The sequence below is a fragment of the Microcystis sp. M049S2 genome (genome assembly GCF_020245625.1).
Classification (GTDB): Bacteria; Cyanobacteriota; Cyanobacteriia; order Cyanobacteriales; family Microcystaceae; genus Microcystis; species Microcystis ichthyoblabe_A.
Genome location: NZ_JADBUN010000038.1, coordinates 73,107 through 89,423, shown reverse-complemented (window position 1 = coordinate 89,423; position 16,317 = coordinate 73,107). Strand labels below are relative to the sequence as shown.

Sequence of the window (16,317 nt, the reverse complement as noted above, 5' to 3'; positions counted from 1 at the left end):
TGTCAGTCTGTAGAGCGACCATAAGACCAGAACAGAGTAAATCTGTTAAGGCAGGTGCGAAAAATCCTTCGGGAAAGAAGCAGAAACCCAAATCGTGAGGTTTGGGAATCGCCGTCCGTTTTACGGCGGCGAGGATGTCAACCACTAATAGGTAGGTGAGAACACGAGGTAAACTATAAGCGGGGAGATTGTGGTGAAAACTTATGAAGTTGACTGTAACACTTGACCGTGACGAAGATGGAGTTTGGGTTGTAGAATGCCCCAGCATTCCGGGTTGTGTCAGCCAAGGTAAAACGAGAGCAGAAGCTCTTGAAAATATCAGAGATGCAATTATCGCCTGCCTTCAAGTTCGTGCAGAACGTGGGCTACCGCTAACGATTGAAACTCACCAAGTAGAGGTAATGGCATAATCATGTCCTCTGCTCTTCCTGTTCTCAGCGGACGTGAGGTAGTCCGAGTATTTGAGACCTTCGGCTGGCAAGTTGCGCGTCAAAGTGCAAGCCATATTATCATGGTTAAGGAGGGCGAACAGGTAACACTCTCTGTTCCTGATCATCGTGAAGTGGCAAAGGGTACGCTTCGTAGTCTTATTCGTACTGCTGGAATTACGGTACAAGAATTTGTTTCTGGCATGAGATGAGCGATAAGAGAGGTCTGACAATTCGAGTGCAGCGGACGGACGAAGGCTGCTGATGCTCAGTTCAAGGTTGTCTGATGCCGCTGATTCGAGCCGTTACTTGTACTGAGCGCATTGGAAGTATCAGTTATCAGCTACTTGTTTTCCGAATTAATTGGCCGTTTTTCAGTTTATTATCAACGTCCAATAGGATCAAAATCAGTCCCTTATGCACCCACAAAAATTATCGAGTATTTGTTAACTCATCAAGGAGAAAGATTATGGTAGCCACTCCAGTCAAAACCAAAACCACGGGACAATACTACTCCACCCGCATCGATTTAGCATTAGATATCCGCAAAGCTATTGTTGAAATCCTAAGCCAAACCCTTGCCGCTAGTTTAGATCTAAAAACTCAGGTTAAACAGGCCCACTGGAATGTAAAAGGTTTAAATTTCTACCAATTGCATAGCCTCTTTGACGAAATGGCCACGGAATTAGAAGGCTATGGGGACATGGTAGCAGAACGGATTACCGCTTTAGGTGGAACCGCTTTGGGAACAGCACGCATCGCTGCCGCTAACTCGATTCTGCCAGAATATCCGGCTGATATCGTCGATGGTAGTGAACATATCGTTGCTTTAGCCGAACGTTATGCCTTATACGCCGCCCATCTTCGTTCTGCTATTGATACTACTGGCAATCAAGGGGATGCCGACACAGCAGATCTCTATACGGAAATCTCCCGGGACATCGATAAACGTCTCTGGTTCCTAGAAGCGCATCTGATTAAATCGGAAGATGTTATCAGATAAATTTGGGGTGTATTAACTTAGCTTAATACACCTTAAATTCTCGTAATCGGTAAACGTAGCCAATCACTTAACTGTTGTGCCAACCAATCTAATTCGGCTTCGCTAACATCTTCACTGGCAGTGATAACATATTCTCGATGGTTGGCAACGAGAACCAGAGAAGGAGGAATAATATTAACATTTTCTCCCTGCATAGTGACGGTGACATTGCGACGAATGAGACTATAAATTTCGCAACTAGCAGCATCGGCAGTTAGTTTAAATTTCAGTCCCCAGAGTTTTTGGTAGAGAGAAACTTTTTGGGGGGTAATTTTTAACTCTAGTTCCCCCTGCCAAAAAGATTTCCATAACTGCCAAGATAAACTAGAGGAGATTAAATTGAGCAGAAAAATTAGGATAATTGGGATTAAAAAAGCGACCAGTTTGAGGTCGTAAATACCGATTATGGTTAAGAGGGTAATCGCAAAGAATAGGGATGGTAAAAACTGTCTTAACTGGGTTTTGAGATTATTGAAAAACTTTTGTTTGGTTTTACTAGCGATTTTTATTTCTAGGAGATTATCTGTTTTATAAACAGTAACTTCGCTGCCGTAGGGTTTGGTCAGATTGCCAATAGATACTAAGATCAATTGACAACTATATAAGCTGGCTAAAGCTTCTGTCACCGAACGAAAATGAGAGTCTGGGGGGGAGTTTGATAATCTTTTTAACCAATAGATAAAAAAAGCGCTTAGATTAGTTTTTTGTTCAAAGTTTTCGGGTATGTAACTATGCTTAATCCCCGTGGCTAAACTGATTAAAGTTTTGCCTAGAGCCTGTAAGTCGGTGGTGGGAGAATCGGAATCAAAGGCAAAATCAACTAGATAAAAACGATGGGACTGGGTATCAAAGAGGATATTACTAAGTTTAATATTGCCGTGGTTAATCGGGACATCCTGCTGATGGAGATAGGAGAGAATCTCCAAAAGATATTTGGCAATTTGTTTGAGATCTTGTTCTGCTAACAAATAACTGGAGTTAAGATAGTTTTCTAAAGGCTGTGCTGATAAATAAGGTCGGACAATAGCGATGATTTGTTCCTGGGATGAATCTATCTCAAAGCTATCGAGGTATTTGGGGAGAGATGGGTGAGAGAGTTGTCGCAATAGGGCAATTTTACCGGTTATTTCTCCGATAAACTGACTCCCTTGTCCCCTAGGAACAGAAATAAGTTTAATGATAACTAACTGGGTGGTGTGTCTGTCCCTCGCTAAGATAGTTTTTTTTCCTAGTAACTGTTGGACTTGATAACGACTATGGAGAACTCGATCGAGCATGGGGGAGGATGGAGTAAGTAGTATCTCTAGGATAGCTCACTCTGGAACCTCTAGCCGCCATCTTTAGCATCCTTTTAATATTTTAACAATTGATTAAAAATTCTCGTCTTGCCTAGAAAAAATTGCCACAGTGGTCTTATTTAAGTTATACTTCGCACGTTCAAAACTTAAACTTTTCCTTCAAAAGTAATCATTTAGGGGAAAGCTAGGCTGGAAAAACAAAAGATGATTAAGATAGAATTTAGTGAAAAGGAAGAAAAATGTTTTATCATGAAAGGTTTAATCATCCGCATCCCAGAGTACCCCTCAATGGAAATACTATGGCTAAAAAGCTAAAAAATTACTCCTAAGCAAATTTGTCAATTAACTAGAATAGAATGCCCGCTATCAAAAATGTAAAGTTGTTGAGGAATTGGCTCTTTCTTTGTTAATATAGTTTCTCTATTTCCCGCCTTATTCGCCTAATCTTAATTTAATTGAAAGGCTGTGTAAATTCGTTAAAAATAAATGCTTATATGCCAAATATTATGAAAACTTTTCCGAGTTTTTTTCTGCTATTTATTGAAAAAATCGGGTCTAAAACCTCGCCTTAAGGCGAAAAGTCTTTGGAGCGGCGCATAAATCCCCGTTACAAAAACGGACTCCTGCTCCCTGCCTTCGTTAAGGATGTCCGAATGATGCCTATTTGAAACCTAAAAATGAACTGGAATCCTTGCTAACTCCTACGATTTCAGAAGTTCTAATAAATTTCAGATTATGACCATCTAAAGTACAGACAACCAAAAAACTGGTGGTCTTATCTTTGCTGTCACCACAAGGTAAATGCCTACTGATGGACAGGAGACAATTCTTGCTCTTGCAGAAGCGGAGGCATCGAGATTATTGACAGTCTCCGCAGTGACAATTCTGGCACTTGTATCGCCTGTCCTGTGGCTCAAGTGACTATGCTAAAATCCGTCAACTAGAAATGACGAGAAACAATTTTTTCAATAGTCGCCTGGGTATCCTGCAGCAGTTTCTCGCGACTATCTCTAGTATTAGTCAGACTAGGCACGAGATTACGAGCTTGTAAAGCCATGTGAAGTTGTAGTTGAGCCACATACTCGCGGATATCTTCGCGGGTTTCCGATTGGTTAGGATGAAACATAGAGAAACTGGAAGGGTATGTCTAGCTGATGGGGTCTTGTCGATAACTCCTATACAAGTTATCACGACAGCTTAGGTTCCAGTCAAGGGTCGGCTCCAACTCTACACATTTCTCAACACAACTTATCTCTCTTCTGCCTAGAATGACAGAAGCGAGTCATACTAAATCTGGTTATTAAAAACTGATTATTTATTCCCCCTTTTGCCCCTTGCCTTCTGCCTCTTGCCTCTCCTCATAAGTAGCCTATGCTCAACGGATTTAGTATCAGTGGCACTTTACACAGACTGTGAGTCTCAGTCACCTGAGCAGGTCACGCATAAGCTGTACTGAATTTAAACTGCGTATTAGAAATTTTAGTACAAATGCTCAAACTGCTTCTCCCTGCTCCCTGCTGCCCTGCAATCTTAACGAGTAATTTAGATAGTCAACAGCTTATCACCCAAGGCAAGGGTTATAGCCGCAACTTGAGCGAAACGGTCTTGAACCATCCACTCCCGTGTCACCTCGTTTTCAGTCCCTTGAAAATATTGCTTTTTTTTCCCAAAAAAAGTAAACTCAAATGTATTGTAAATGTATTTCAGATGAATTATGACTCTATATCTAGTAGAGGATGATCAACAAGAAAGGACAAAAGAAGAGGTGAGCGAGATATTGGAGCGCATTGCCACACTGGCATCAAAATCCCAGGGAGAGTTAATCGAAGCCCTAATCGGCGGAACAGAAGGGCGGTTATTCCTGATTATCAAAGCGATTGATCGCGCCTCCCTCGAACAAGTACTAGAAAACGCTGGGCTAAGTTGGCAACTAATCAAGGAACTGCGCTTGATTGGGCAGGACTTAGCCACTGTGCGAGAGCGCAAAGACAAAGCCAACTATCTAGTACAGTGGAATTTACCCCCGGGGCTAACCATGGAAACTTACCTGCAACGAAAAGCGGAGAAAACCCCCCTTTATGCTCAAGTGCCGGAAGTCAGTTTCGAGCGTACCTATGTTTGCGAAGACTTGAGTAAATGTCTATGTTTCTACGATAGTCCCGATGAAGCGGCGGTAAAAAGAGCCAGAGAAGTGGTCGGCGCACCTATAGATAGTTTGACCTCGATTGAAAATATTCACCCCTAGGAGAGAACAATTATGCTCGATCGAGGCTCCGAAATCCTTTCTTTTCTGGAAGAAAGAGCCACTGACCTTAACAACGGTACAGCTAATCTCAACGTCGGTTGGGCCCTAACCAAGCTAGGAGAATCGGGCTGGTTCGGCTATGCTATACCTGAAAGCTTAGGAGGCCGGGGTGGCTCCTTACTACAGGCAGTAGAGGCGATCTCCTCTGTGTCCCAATGCTGCCTGACCACCGGTTTTGTTTTCTGGTGTCAGCGCGTCTTCATTCAATATCTGGCCGCCAGTAATAACACTTACCTACAAAACAAAATTCTACCTGCTGTTCTCAAGGGAGAGATCGCCGGAGCGACAGGACTCTCCAACGCCATGAAGTACCTCGGCGGTATCGAGGAGCTGCGTTTACAAGCAAAGATCGAGGGAGAAAACGTCACTGTTAATGGCTTCCTGCCCTGGGCCTCTAACCTCGACTCTAACGGAGAATTCATAGTAGCCGTTGCCGCTCAAACTAGATCTGGACAAACTCTTATCCTCGCCCTTCCCTCCTTTGCAGAGGGGTTAAAACGGGGTGAAGACCTACAATTATTGGGTTTACAAGCTTCCCGCACCAGTACCCTTGAATTCGATCGAGTTCAGTTATCTCACGACTGGATTATCAGCTTGGAAGCAGCAAAATTTTTACCCTCAGTCCGCCCCTGTTTCTTGCTGTTACAATGCGGACTGGCCCTTGGCATTACGCGTAAATCCCTTGGGGAGACAGAGAAAAGTTTAGGGGGAAAGGCAGCGGTAGCCAGCGATCGTTATTTCTTCGCCCGGGAGCGTCTGACTCGTCTAGAAAAGACAATCGAGCAATTCAGCACCCTAGAAAGCTTCGATCTCGGACGAACACGCCAACTATTCACCCTCAGAGTGGACATTACCCGGTTAGCGGTGGAATCCGTATGGTTAGAAGCGGAAATTAAGGGAGGAAAAGGCTATTTTCGTAATAGCGACACGGCCCGACGGCTGCGAGAGGTGGCCTTTTTACCTGTGTTAACTCCGAGCCTGATTCAACTGGAAAGAGAGTTACAACGTCAGTCCGCTACCGATAAAATTCTCACTGGCGAACTCGATCGAGCGGGGGTGAGGGAATGAGCGTCGCCACTGATTACCCCGTCCTCACCCTCAAAAATCTCCATAAACGCTATAAAACCCGCCATGGCTACCGTACCGTTTTTGAGGATATTAACCTACAGGTGCGCTCCGGTGAGGTGGTTTGTTTGCTTGGGGCCAGTGGTTGCGGTAAATCTACCCTCCTTGCTACCGCCGCTGGTTTGCAGAGTGCCGATGGCGGAGAAATACAATTGCACTCACGACCCTTACAAGCCCCAGACATCCGCAGCTCGATCGTCTTTCAATCCCCCGCCCTTTTACCTTGGTTAACCGTTTGGCAAAACGTGGCTTTTGGTTTGAAATTAAAGCGGATGCCCCGCCTCGATCATCAGCAATTGCGCGAAAGGGTTCACACCGCCGTTAAAAGCGTCAAACTAGAGGGCTTCGAGCGTGCCTATCCTCATCAACTATCCGGCGGTATGGCTCAGAGAGTTTCTCTAGCCCGCGTCCTCGCCCGCCGCCCCTCTCTCCTGCTCCTGGATGAGCCGTTTAGCGCCCTCGACGCGATCACCCGTTTCGAGATGCAAAAACTCCTCCTAGAAGTCATAGCTCTCTATCACAGCACGGTTCTCCTCGTTACCCACGACATCGACGAGGCCCTATTAGTGGCCGATCGAGTTCTTCTCATGGGCCGTCATCCGGTGGGCATCCGCCGAGAATGGACCATCTCGATGCCGAAACCCCGTTTCGAGTCAGCCAAGCTTTTGAGTGATCTACGCCAGTCAATTTTTCAAGAATTAGCCCTTGTCATGACACTGTAAATCCATGAACCTACACGATAATTGTGCTTGTTGCGGCATGAGCCGTCGAGATTTTCTGAAACTTTCGGCACTGTTTACCAGTTCCTTCGGAGCAGCGATCGCCGCCGATAATTGGAATCTCCCCGTTCACGCCAATGCCAACGATCAGCCTGTGAAAATCGGTTATCTACCGATTACGGATGCCGCCCCCCTATTGGTAGCCCACTCCCGAAAACTTTATCAAGCGGAAGGTTTAACTACAGAACAACCGCGCCTATTCCGTTCTTGGGCGCAGATTGTTGAAGCCTTTCTCGCTCGGCAGGTGAACGTTATTCATGTTCTTTTTCCCACCTCGATCTGGATTCGTTACGGGCGCAATTTCCCCGCTAAAATCGTCGCTTGGAACCACACCAACGGCTCAGCCCTCACCGTCCTTCCCGATATTGAAAATCCCAGGGAATTGGGAGGTAAAACGATCGCGGTTCCTTTCTGGTATTCGATTCATAATTTGGTCTTGCAACAACTCTTACAACATAACGGGCTGAAAATAGTTCGCAAAGCCAAGGACGCGCCGATCGCTTCTAACGAGGTTAATCTAGTGGTTCTCCCGCCCCCGGATATGGTATCAGCCCTCGCCAATAAGAGCATCGGCGGTTATATCGTTGCTGAACCTTTCAACGCAGCGGCGGAAAATCTCAAAACCGGTAGGGTTCTCCGTTTCACCGGCGATGTCTGGAAGAATCACGCCTGTTGCGTCGTCTTTGTTCACGAGGAGGATATTAGGCAACGGAAACAATGGACGCAGAAGGTGGTAAACGCCCTCGTTAAAGCCCAACTCTGGTCCCGGGGCAATCGCTCGGAAGTAGCCCGGATTCTCTCTAAAGATGGTGGAAAATATACGCCTCACCCGCTGCCAGTATTGCAACGGGCGCTTACTTACTATGATCGCAATTTCTATAAAAAAGACGGAGCGATCGAGAATCCAGCTTGGCAGGTCAACCGGATCGATTTCCAGCCCTATCCTTTCCCTTCCTATAGGTCGGAACTGGTACGCTTGCTCAAAACCACTCAGGTGGAAGGAAATACGGATTTTCTCCAAAAACTGCAACCCCGACAGGTGGCGCGGGATCTCGTGGATGACTCTTTTGTCCGTAATGCCTTGCAACAGGTGGGCGGACCGAAAGCTTTCGGCTTACCGAATAATCTCTCCCGCATCGAGACGATCAAATTTTAAAGGTCCTAACCTATGAAGTCACAATCTTTGACCTCCCCGCCAAGAGCTTTACTACCCTTATGGGGTATCGGTTTTGGATTATTGCTCTGGTGGCTATTTACCAGTCCTCTATGGCACTCAAACCCGATTTTAAATGATTTTTCCCCTGAGCGATCTTTTGTCGCTTTATTACAGCTTTTTGTTGGGGGGGAGATTATGCCCCATATCCTCACCAGTTGCCGCCGGGTTATTGTGGGCTTGGTTCTCGCTAGTGCCATCGGTGTGCCTTTGGGGGTATTAATCGGGTTGTATCGCTCCCTTGAATCGGCTTTGTCGGCTGTATTTCAATTTCTACGCATGATCTCGCCCCTTTCTTGGATGCCTTTAGCGGTGATGGTTTTGGGAATTGGTGATCTACCCGTGTATTTTTTGCTGACGGTGGCGGCTATCTGGCCGATCCTTCTCAATACGGCTGCCGGGGTTAATGCGGTTGATCGCTCTTGGTTGACTTTAGCCCGCAGTCTCTGTGCTACCCGAGGAGAAACGGTTTTCCAGATTATTCTGCCTGCGATCCTCTCCCATCTCCTAACTGGTTTCCGTTTGGCTATAGGTATTATCTGGATCGTTCTTGTCCCGGCGGAAATGCTGGGGGTTAGTGCGGGTTTGGGTTATTATATTCTCGATACACGCGATCGACTCGCCTATTCAGAGTTGATGGCAGTGATTCTCGTTATTGGCGCGATCGGTTATCTGCTCGATTGGGGGTTGCGTCTGGCTCATCGCTCTTGGACGCATCAAGATTAGCCTATTGGTTCGACTATTTCCCTAAACCTATTTTAATGATCCTATTCCGTTGACATCCTCCCCGATCCACTGCCTCTTGGATAGGGTTGGTTTGTCCTCGAAAGCGATCGCCAAGTGTTCTGCTACGCAAACCGCACCCGATAGACACCGCCCAAAATCTTCTCCCTTTCCTCTACCCTGAATATCTGGACTTCCCCGTTGACAAAAGGCCATAACCTGTTGGGTTAAATAACTTTGATAACTTTAGGCGGCGAGTTTTCTTAAATTGGCATTTTGCTACTAATTGATCCTAATCAGTCTAGGAGAGCCATAATTTTTAATCTTTTTGATCTGAATTCATCGGCAACAGGTAAGGCCAATAAAGAGCAATCCGGCCCGCTTGCGGGGCGACCATATTCTGAAAATAATCCCTAGCCATCTCCACTAAACCCCCCCCTCATAGCTGACTAGCGCAGTAAACCGCTCCCATCAGTCCCACTTGAGCATTAAGGACGATATGGACGGGAATATTGCTTAATAGCTCTGCCATGCGACCTTTAGCGCGAAAAGCCTTCATAAAGCTCCCCTCGGTCATTAGGGGAAGATTCTTGGCCGCAATCCCCCCCGCGATGTATAATCCTCCGTAGGGAAGCAACTTGAGGGCTAAATTGCCCGCCTCCGCACCGTAGGCCTCGACAAAGATTTTCATGGTTTGATAACAGAGATCATCCGAGTTATCTTGGGCAAAACTGGCGATTTTAGCCGCTAAATCGACGGTTTTTTGCGGTTTACCCATTTCTGCTAACCAAGTGCGGTAAATTTCCGCCATGGCCGGTGATGACTGACTATAGTTACTATCGTGGAGAAATCGATAGATAGAAGTGATTCCAGGGCCAGAAACCACTCGCTCCACCGAAATGCGCTCGATATTATAGAGATCCAAGAGATAATTTAATAGTTGATATTCTAAACTCGATCGAGGGGCAAAATCGGCGTGGGAACCCTCACTACCAAACACCCGATATGTACCCTTCGAGACAGGGATCAAAAAACCCTCTCCTAACCCAGTTCCCGCACCGATAACCGCAATCGGGGCCTCTGGTACTGCCGGGGCCGACTGTAGATTGTGCAGCTCCTCTGGGGCTAATCCTAACACCCCATAACCGATCGCCGCAAAATCATTAATTAATTTTACCCGCTCAATCTGCAGCTCGCGGCTTAGGCGATCGCCAGTTAGGAACCAACTTAAATTAGTCAATTCGGAACTATTGTTAACCACAGGACCTGCAATACCGAAACAAGCTTTTGTCACCGAGGGAATAGTGGTTTGTCGGGCCAAAAACTGCTGGACGATCGGGACCAGATCGGGGTATTGTTCACTAGGATAAATTTCTTGATCGAGAGTAATTAGCAGGGGTTGGGGACTATCCGATGAGTTTTGGCAATCCACTAAACGCAGGATTGTTTTAGTTCCCCCGATATCTCCCCCTAAAAGAATCGTCATGCTGGTTTTTCCCTGAGTTTGTCCCCATAATTATAGTTTTTTACCCTTTCTATCAGGCAAATTTAAAGGCCACCAATTCTATACTATAGTGAAAGATGGTAATGCCTAAGCCCTAATTAAGGATTGATTAATCATCGCTCCCGGGTTGGAATGGGGATTGGCTAGAGGACAGAAAGAGGGAGAAATCAGCTTGGGTGTAGAACTTCGCAGTTACGTTTATCTTGACAATTTACAGCTTCAACACGCCGCTTACATCGGTACAGTCGCCCAAGGATTTTTACCCTTACCCGGGGATGCTTCCCTCTGGATTGAAATTTCCCCCGGCATCGAGATTAATCGCATCACCGATATTGCCCTCAAATCCGCCGTGGTTCGTCCGGGGGTTCTATTCGTAGAAAGACTCTATGGACTCCTAGAACTCCATTCTAGCAGTCAGGGAGAGGTCAGGGCGGCCGGTCAGGCAATTTTGCAGTATTTAGGCGTTAGTCAGCGCGATTGTCTGAAACCGCAAATTGTCTCTAGCCAAATTATTCGCAACATTGACGCTTACCAAGCCCAATTAATTAACCGTAGTTCTCGCGGTATGATGTTAATGGCAGGACAGACTTTATACGTTTTAGAAGTGCAACCGGCCGCCTACGCTTCCCTAGCCGCTAATCAGGCCGAAAAAGCCGCTTTAATTAATATCCTACACGTTACTTCCGTGGGCAGTTTTGGCCGCTTATATTTAGGGGGAGAAGAACGAGATATTATCGCCGGTTCCAGGGCGGCAGTTTCAGCTTTAGAAAATATTCAAGGTCGAGCTTTTCCGGGTAGCGACAAAAAAGAATAGGCTAACAAAGGCAAAAGGCAGGAGGTAAGGGTGCATCTCATTTTTGTCAATCTACCAATTGGGATTTTTACTTGGAAACTCTCGGCTAAAATTGGGCATTACTTCCGATTTTATTACTCAATCCAAGCTTTTGGGGGGTTCTACCCCCCAAACCCCCCGTTGGGGGCGTGGCGCCGCCCCCAAACCCCCCGCGCATTAGCTTTTCGGTGGGATGCTTACACGCAGCTGCTGATACATTTGTCATCATCTAAGAGTCACTGACAATTGCTGATTGTCGCTATTCCTGCAAATGTGAGATGCACCCTATCTCAACAAGCAATTTAAATGCGCGGGCAGCTTACAACAGCATTTCACCCTATTGAGGAGATTCAAAAATTAGTTCGCCATTATTCATTTTTTCAACGACTAAATGGCGATAGAGTGTCACTTGCCGGAGGATTTGGTCGGGATTGTTTTTCTTATTAGAAAACATGATCATTTTAATCGATTCAAATTCTATTCTTGTGATCACACCATCTTCGATCGCTCGTTCAATTTTAACCCGTAAATATTCTAATTCTTGGCTTTCCTCTGGGGTAATTTCTAGACTGTTAGGACGTTCTATTTTCATGATCGATTGTTCTTATCTGCTAACTGATAACTGGATAATCACGGCTATTTTTTCACACTTTCACGATCGCGCAGAGAGAGTTTCCGTCTGGTTAGAAACGGCGAGATTATTATTATTTTGGCCGTTATTTTGCGGCAATTGTCCGGAGGCTAAATTCTGCCCCTCTCCCGTAATCAAACGAGCGCCACGACCGCGGGTAAAATAATTCCAACCCCATTGCACCATCACCACTAATTTATTATCAAATTCGATCAGATAGTAAATATGGGCCCAAACCCAGACTAACCAAGCGATAAACCCAGAAAACTTGACAAATCCCAAATCAACCACGGCCGCATTTTGGCCGATCACTGCCAGACTACCTCGATCGATATAATGAAAAGGTTTAATACTTTGCCCTTTTAGGCGAGAAAATAATAAATTCGCCAGATATTCGCCCTCCTGCATGGCCACGGGGGCAATTCCGGGTAAAGGTTTATCTCCCTGATGGGCAAAATTAGCCAGATCCCCGATCACAAAAATATTGGCATAACCGGCGATACTTAAATCGGGTTCAACGATTACCCGGCCGACGCGATCGAGATTTACCCCGGTTCTTTCGGCCAAAATTCGCCCCATTCTCGATGCTTTTACCCCTGCTGCCCATAAAATTGTCTCGGCAGCGATTTCTGTCGTCTTTTCTCCCTGACGGACTGTGACACAACCTTCAACAATATTGGTAACGATGCTGTTAGTTTGCACTGTCACCCCTAATTTTATGAGAGAAGCGGCAGCTTTAGCGGATAAATCGGGTGCATAGGGAGGTAATACCCGATCCATCCCTTCTAAGAGCAAAATTTTCGCTTCTGTGGGGTTAATCTGGTGAAAATCAGACCTAAGCGCACCGTGGGCAATTTCAGCGATCGCTCCTGCTAATTCTACCCCCGTCGGTCCGCCACCGACAATCACAAAAGTTAATAAAGCTTGCCGCTTTTCGGCATCGATTTCTTTCTCGGCCTTCTCGAAAGCGAGATAGATGCGACGACGCATTTCTACTGCGTCTTCAATGGTTTTTAACCCGGGGGCGTAGGGCTGCCATTGTTCATTGCCAAAATAGTGATGACTGACTCCCGTGGCAATAACTAATTGATCGTAGGCGATCGGTGGGTGATCTTCCAAGATCACTTCTCCCTTGACCGGATCTATATCTATGGCATGATCGAGGAGAATATCTGTATTGTCATGACCCCGTAGGATTAAGCGCAAAGGTGAGGAGATATCGGCTGGAGATAGCGCCCCAGTAGCGACTTGATAGAGGAGGGGCTGAAAAAGATGGAAATTTCGCTTATCGATGAGGGTAACATGAACGGGGGCGTTTTTTAGGGCTTTGGCCGTGTATAAACCCGCAAATCCGCCGCCGATGATAACAACTCTTGGCTGTTTTTCTGTCATTGCTTAACAATAATTCATAAATTTTTCCCTAGTGTAGTCCGGATTGTCACAATTTAGCGGTGACAAGCGTTACCGAAAATAGCAGTCTTTAACCTAGAAAAAATATAAATCAGCGCTTTTTTGGCCAGCGCGGAAGGCAAAACCAAAAAAGTACAGGGACTCTGATATGCTCGAAAAACTTGAAAAGACCGCTACGCCGTTTTACCTAAGTTTATGACCTGGGTTAACCAGGTGGGAACTTATATTCCGCGTTTCTGTTTCCGAGTACAAGCTCGGTTTACTACCACACGGATTGGTTATTCGCTCCCTTATCACAATCAAGCATAGATCAAAAAACTTGAAAGGCAGTCACCAACGTAGAAGCCCGATTTAGTTTTATCGTAGCATTTTTTTTTCTCAGAGGCAAGTGGGGAAGTGGGGAAGTGGGGAAGTGGGGAGGTGGGGAGGTGGGGTGTGGGGTGTGGGGAGGATAAAGCGGCCTATTGCCTATTGCCTATTGCCTCCTGAATCCTAACACCCAACACCTGATCTTGTTGGCTCTGTGAAAATCTGGGACTACAATAGAGAAAAGTGACAATTTTTGCCAGAGTGATTACCGAGGACTAATAAAGAATGACGGCTATCCTAGGGAAACCTGCCACGCTTAACACTCCGATTCTGCACCGTCTTGCCAATGGTTTAACGATTATTGCCGAAAGTCAACCGGTAGAAGCGGTTAATCTCAATGTTTGGCTGCAGGTCGGCTCGGCCTTAGAATCGGATCAGATCAATGGGATGGCTCACTTTCTCGAACACATGGTTTTTAAGGGAACCCGTAACTTAGACAGTGGTGAATTTGAACGGGCGATCGAATCGAGGGGAGCGGTGACTAATGCCGCTACTAGCCAAGAATACACCCATTATTACATTACCACTGCCCCGCGGGACTTCGCCCATCTGGCCCCGCTGCAGCTAGAAGTGGTTTTAGACGCTTTAATCCCCGATGAAGCTTTTGAGCGGGAAAGACAGGTTATTTTAGAAGAAATTCGTCGTTCTCAGGATAATCCCCGTCGTCGCACTTTTTATCGCACCATGGAGACTTGTTTTCAGGTTTTACCCTATCGTCGTCCGGTGTTGGGTCCGATGGCAGTGATTGAAAATCTTACTCCTCAACAAATGCGAGATTTTCATCGGACTTGGTATCGTCCCGAATGGATGACGGTGGCGGTGGTGGGTAATTTGCCTGTAGATGATTTAATGGCTATTGTGAGCGATTCTTTAGATACTTTAGGCAGTAAGGGCAATTCTGATCCTATTTCCCATCCTATCGCCAATCTACAGCCCGAAGCTCCCTTTAACGAGATTATCCGTCAAGAATACGAGGATGAAAATTTGCAGCAGGCCCGCTTAATCCTATTTTGGAAAGTGCCGGGGTTGAGAGACTTAGAAAAAACCTATCCTCTCGATGTTTTAGCGGCTATTCTCGGTCAGGGCAAGGTATCGCGATTATTTCAATCTCTGCGCCAAGAAAAGGGGCTAGTTTCCCAAATAACTGCCAGTAATATGTCCCAAGCAGTGCAAGGGGTGTTTTCCATTTCGGCCCAATTAGCCTCGGAAAATATCGAGCAGGTGGAGAGGGAATTTATAGCACAAATTGGACAAATTCAACAGGAAGCTGTGACAGTTTCTGAACTGGAACGCGTTAAAACCCAAGTGGCCAATCGGTTTATTTTTAGCAATGAAAGACCGAGCGATCGGGCCAACCTTTACGGTTATTATCATACTCAGATCGGTGATTTACAACCGGCTTTTTGTTATCCCCAACACATTGAAGCCCTCACTTTAGAGGATATTCAAAATGCCTGTCAAGAGTATTTAAATCCCAACGCTTACGGTGTGGTGGTGGTAAGACCAATTCAGTAATCAGTGAACAGTAATCAGTAATCAGTGAACAGTAATCAGGGATAAAGATGAAGATATAGCGTTTTTCAGTCTGCTGAGGTACAAAAGTTATGGGTTTTAGGCAAAAGGCAAGAGGTAAAAGTCAAAAGGGAAGAAAAATATGTGTACCTCACTAGCTTAGGAAACGCTATAAATAAATAACTAAATAACTAATTAACTTACATCTGATAACTAAATAACTAATTAACTTAAAACTTACATCTGATAACTGATAACTGATAACTGATAACTGATAACCTATGTGGACTCAAATTGCTCGACATATTACCCAAACCACGGAAAAACCTTTTGAAATCGAGAAAAGTCGTCCCGTTAGTGGTGGCTGTATCAATCAGGGTTATGCCGTTAGTGGCAATGGTTTAATTTATTTCGTTAAGATTAACCAAGCGAACCAAGAGGCCATGTTTGCCGCCGAAGCTTTAGGATTAAAGCAAATTCACGCTACCAAGACTATCAGGGTCCCGGAGCCAATTTGTTGGGGAATTGCCGATAAATCTAGTTATTTAGTTCTAGAGTGGCTAGAATTCGGCGGTGGCAATAGTCAAAGCTGGGAAAAAATGGGGCGAAATTTAGCTCGTTTACATCAAGTTTCCCTATCCGATCGCTTTGGTTGGCAGTGTAATAATACCATTGGTTCTACTCCCCAGATTAATACCATTAGTAACAATTGGGCGGATTTTTTCGCTCATCAGCGTATTGGCTATCAATTAAGACTTGCGAAGGAGCGCGGCGGCAATTTTCCCGACGAGGATCAAGTTATTCCCGCTATTAGCGAGATTTTGAGTCAGCATCAACCCCATCCCTCCCTCGTCCACGGTGATTTGTGGTCGGGAAACGCGGCAATTACCGTCGATGGGGAACCGGTAATTTTAGACCCGGCCACCTATTGGGGAGACCGGGAGGTGGATTTAGCCATGACGGAACTTTTTGGCGGTTTTCCGGCGGCTTTTTATCGGGGTTATAACGATGTTTTCCCCCTCGATGCCGGTTATCAAAAGCGCAAAACTCTTTACAATCTCTACCACATTCTCAATCACTTTAATTTATTTGGTGGTGGTTACGCTTCCCAGGCCAATCGGATGTTACAGGAAATTCTTTAAGGGT

16 protein-coding genes, 1 other RNA gene and 1 pseudogene are annotated in these 16,317 nt (G+C 45.7%); 12 read left to right on the top strand and 6 right to left on the bottom strand.

Annotated features, from left to right (window positions below; genetic code table 11):
- Positions 1-203: 203 nt before the first annotated feature.
- The 3 genes from IM496_RS03605 (at position 204) to dps (ending at position 1,431) form a co-directional block, all read left to right on the top strand.
- On the top strand, positions 204-410 hold the full coding sequence (locus IM496_RS03605) for a type II toxin-antitoxin system HicB family antitoxin (protein ID WP_002739432.1): 207 nt from the start codon (positions 204-206) through the stop codon (positions 408-410).
- 2 nt (positions 411-412) lie between these two features.
- Positions 413-640 (top strand): type II toxin-antitoxin system HicA family toxin, encoded by a 228-nt coding sequence (locus IM496_RS03600; RefSeq protein WP_002739431.1) that lies wholly within the window; start codon positions 413-415, stop codon positions 638-640.
- Between the two features lie 257 nt (positions 641-897).
- Positions 898-1,431 (top strand): DNA starvation/stationary phase protection protein Dps, encoded by a 534-nt coding sequence (dps, locus tag IM496_RS03595; protein ID WP_194017458.1) that lies wholly within the window; start codon positions 898-900, stop codon positions 1,429-1,431.
- Between the two features lie 32 nt (positions 1,432-1,463).
- Here the strand turns inward: dps and IM496_RS03590 are convergent, their stop codons facing one another.
- On the bottom strand, positions 1,464-2,747 hold the full coding sequence (locus tag IM496_RS03590) for a protein kinase domain-containing protein (RefSeq protein WP_194017456.1): 1,284 nt from the start codon (positions 2,745-2,747) through the stop codon (positions 1,464-1,466).
- Between the two features lie 376 nt (positions 2,748-3,123).
- Between IM496_RS03590 and IM496_RS03585 the strand changes: the two are divergent.
- Positions 3,124-3,309 (top strand): annotated as a pseudogene (locus tag IM496_RS03585) (transposase); the annotation flags it as partial.
- A 399-nt stretch (positions 3,310-3,708) separates the two neighbouring features.
- On the opposite strand, the gene IM496_RS03580 reads toward IM496_RS03585, so the two are convergent.
- Positions 3,709-3,894, bottom strand: a complete 186-nt coding sequence (locus IM496_RS03580; protein WP_002731861.1) for a hypothetical protein — start codon at positions 3,892-3,894, stop codon at positions 3,709-3,711.
- Between the two features lie 588 nt (positions 3,895-4,482).
- Between IM496_RS03580 and IM496_RS03575 the strand changes: the two genes are divergently transcribed.
- From IM496_RS03575 to IM496_RS03555, 5 genes are read left to right on the top strand one after another with little or no spacing between them, the layout of a single operon-like run.
- A complete protein-coding gene (locus tag IM496_RS03575; protein WP_287661255.1) occupies positions 4,483-5,013 on the top strand; it encodes a DUF4242 domain-containing protein in 531 nt (176 codons plus the stop codon).
- Positions 5,014-5,025: 12 nt separating this feature from the next.
- Positions 5,026-6,141: an acyl-CoA dehydrogenase family protein gene (locus IM496_RS03570; protein WP_194017452.1), complete on the top strand. Its 1,116-nt coding sequence runs from the start codon at positions 5,026-5,028 to the stop codon at positions 6,139-6,141.
- Positions 6,138-6,920: an ABC transporter ATP-binding protein gene (locus IM496_RS03565; RefSeq protein ID WP_287661254.1), complete on the top strand. Its 783-nt coding sequence runs from the start codon at positions 6,138-6,140 to the stop codon at positions 6,918-6,920. The genes IM496_RS03570 and IM496_RS03565 overlap by 4 nt, the downstream gene beginning before the upstream one ends.
- A gap of 4 nt (positions 6,921-6,924) precedes the next feature.
- Positions 6,925-8,133 (top strand): ABC transporter substrate-binding protein, encoded by a 1,209-nt coding sequence (locus IM496_RS03560; RefSeq protein ID WP_287661253.1) that lies wholly within the window; start codon positions 6,925-6,927, stop codon positions 8,131-8,133.
- A 12-nt stretch (positions 8,134-8,145) separates the two neighbouring features.
- Positions 8,146-8,916 (top strand): ABC transporter permease, encoded by a 771-nt coding sequence (locus IM496_RS03555; protein WP_008203370.1) that lies wholly within the window; start codon positions 8,146-8,148, stop codon positions 8,914-8,916.
- A gap of 436 nt (positions 8,917-9,352) precedes the next feature.
- Here the strand turns inward: IM496_RS03555 and IM496_RS03550 are convergent, their stop codons facing one another.
- A complete protein-coding gene (locus tag IM496_RS03550; RefSeq protein WP_104395785.1) occupies positions 9,353-10,399 on the bottom strand; it encodes a glucokinase in 1,047 nt (348 codons plus the stop codon).
- Between the two features lie 190 nt (positions 10,400-10,589).
- On the opposite strand from IM496_RS03550, the gene ccmP reads away from it, so the two are divergent.
- Positions 10,590-11,231 (top strand): beta-carboxysome protein CcmP, encoded by a 642-nt coding sequence (gene ccmP / locus IM496_RS03545; RefSeq protein ID WP_002766539.1) that lies wholly within the window; start codon positions 10,590-10,592, stop codon positions 11,229-11,231.
- A 355-nt stretch (positions 11,232-11,586) separates the two neighbouring features.
- Here ccmP and IM496_RS03540 read toward each other — a convergent pair whose 3' ends face one another.
- The 3 genes from IM496_RS03540 to ssrS all read right to left on the bottom strand — a co-directional run bounded on the left by IM496_RS03540 (position 11,587) and on the right by ssrS (position 13,641).
- Entirely contained in the window at positions 11,587-11,841 is a 255-nt protein-coding gene (locus IM496_RS03540; RefSeq protein ID WP_287661252.1) for a hypothetical protein, read from the bottom strand.
- A 60-nt stretch (positions 11,842-11,901) separates the two neighbouring features.
- On the bottom strand, positions 11,902-13,272 hold the full coding sequence (locus IM496_RS03535; protein ID WP_194017513.1) for an NAD(P)/FAD-dependent oxidoreductase: 1,371 nt from the start codon (positions 13,270-13,272) through the stop codon (positions 11,902-11,904).
- A gap of 181 nt (positions 13,273-13,453) precedes the next feature.
- A non-coding RNA gene (gene ssrS, locus IM496_RS03530) (6S RNA) lies at positions 13,454-13,641 on the bottom strand.
- 243 nt (positions 13,642-13,884) lie between these two features.
- Between ssrS and IM496_RS03525 the strand changes: the two genes are divergently transcribed.
- Together IM496_RS03525 and IM496_RS03520 are read left to right on the top strand one after the other, a co-directional pair.
- Positions 13,885-15,174 carry a M16 family metallopeptidase gene (locus IM496_RS03525; protein WP_287661251.1) on the top strand — a complete coding sequence of 430 codons (1,290 nt, stop codon included), beginning with the start codon at positions 13,885-13,887 and terminating at the stop codon, positions 15,172-15,174.
- Between the two features lie 278 nt (positions 15,175-15,452).
- Positions 15,453-16,313, top strand: coding sequence for a fructosamine kinase family protein (locus tag IM496_RS03520; protein ID WP_287661250.1), 861 nt, complete (start codon positions 15,453-15,455; stop codon positions 16,311-16,313).
- Positions 16,314-16,317 lie beyond the last annotated feature (4 nt).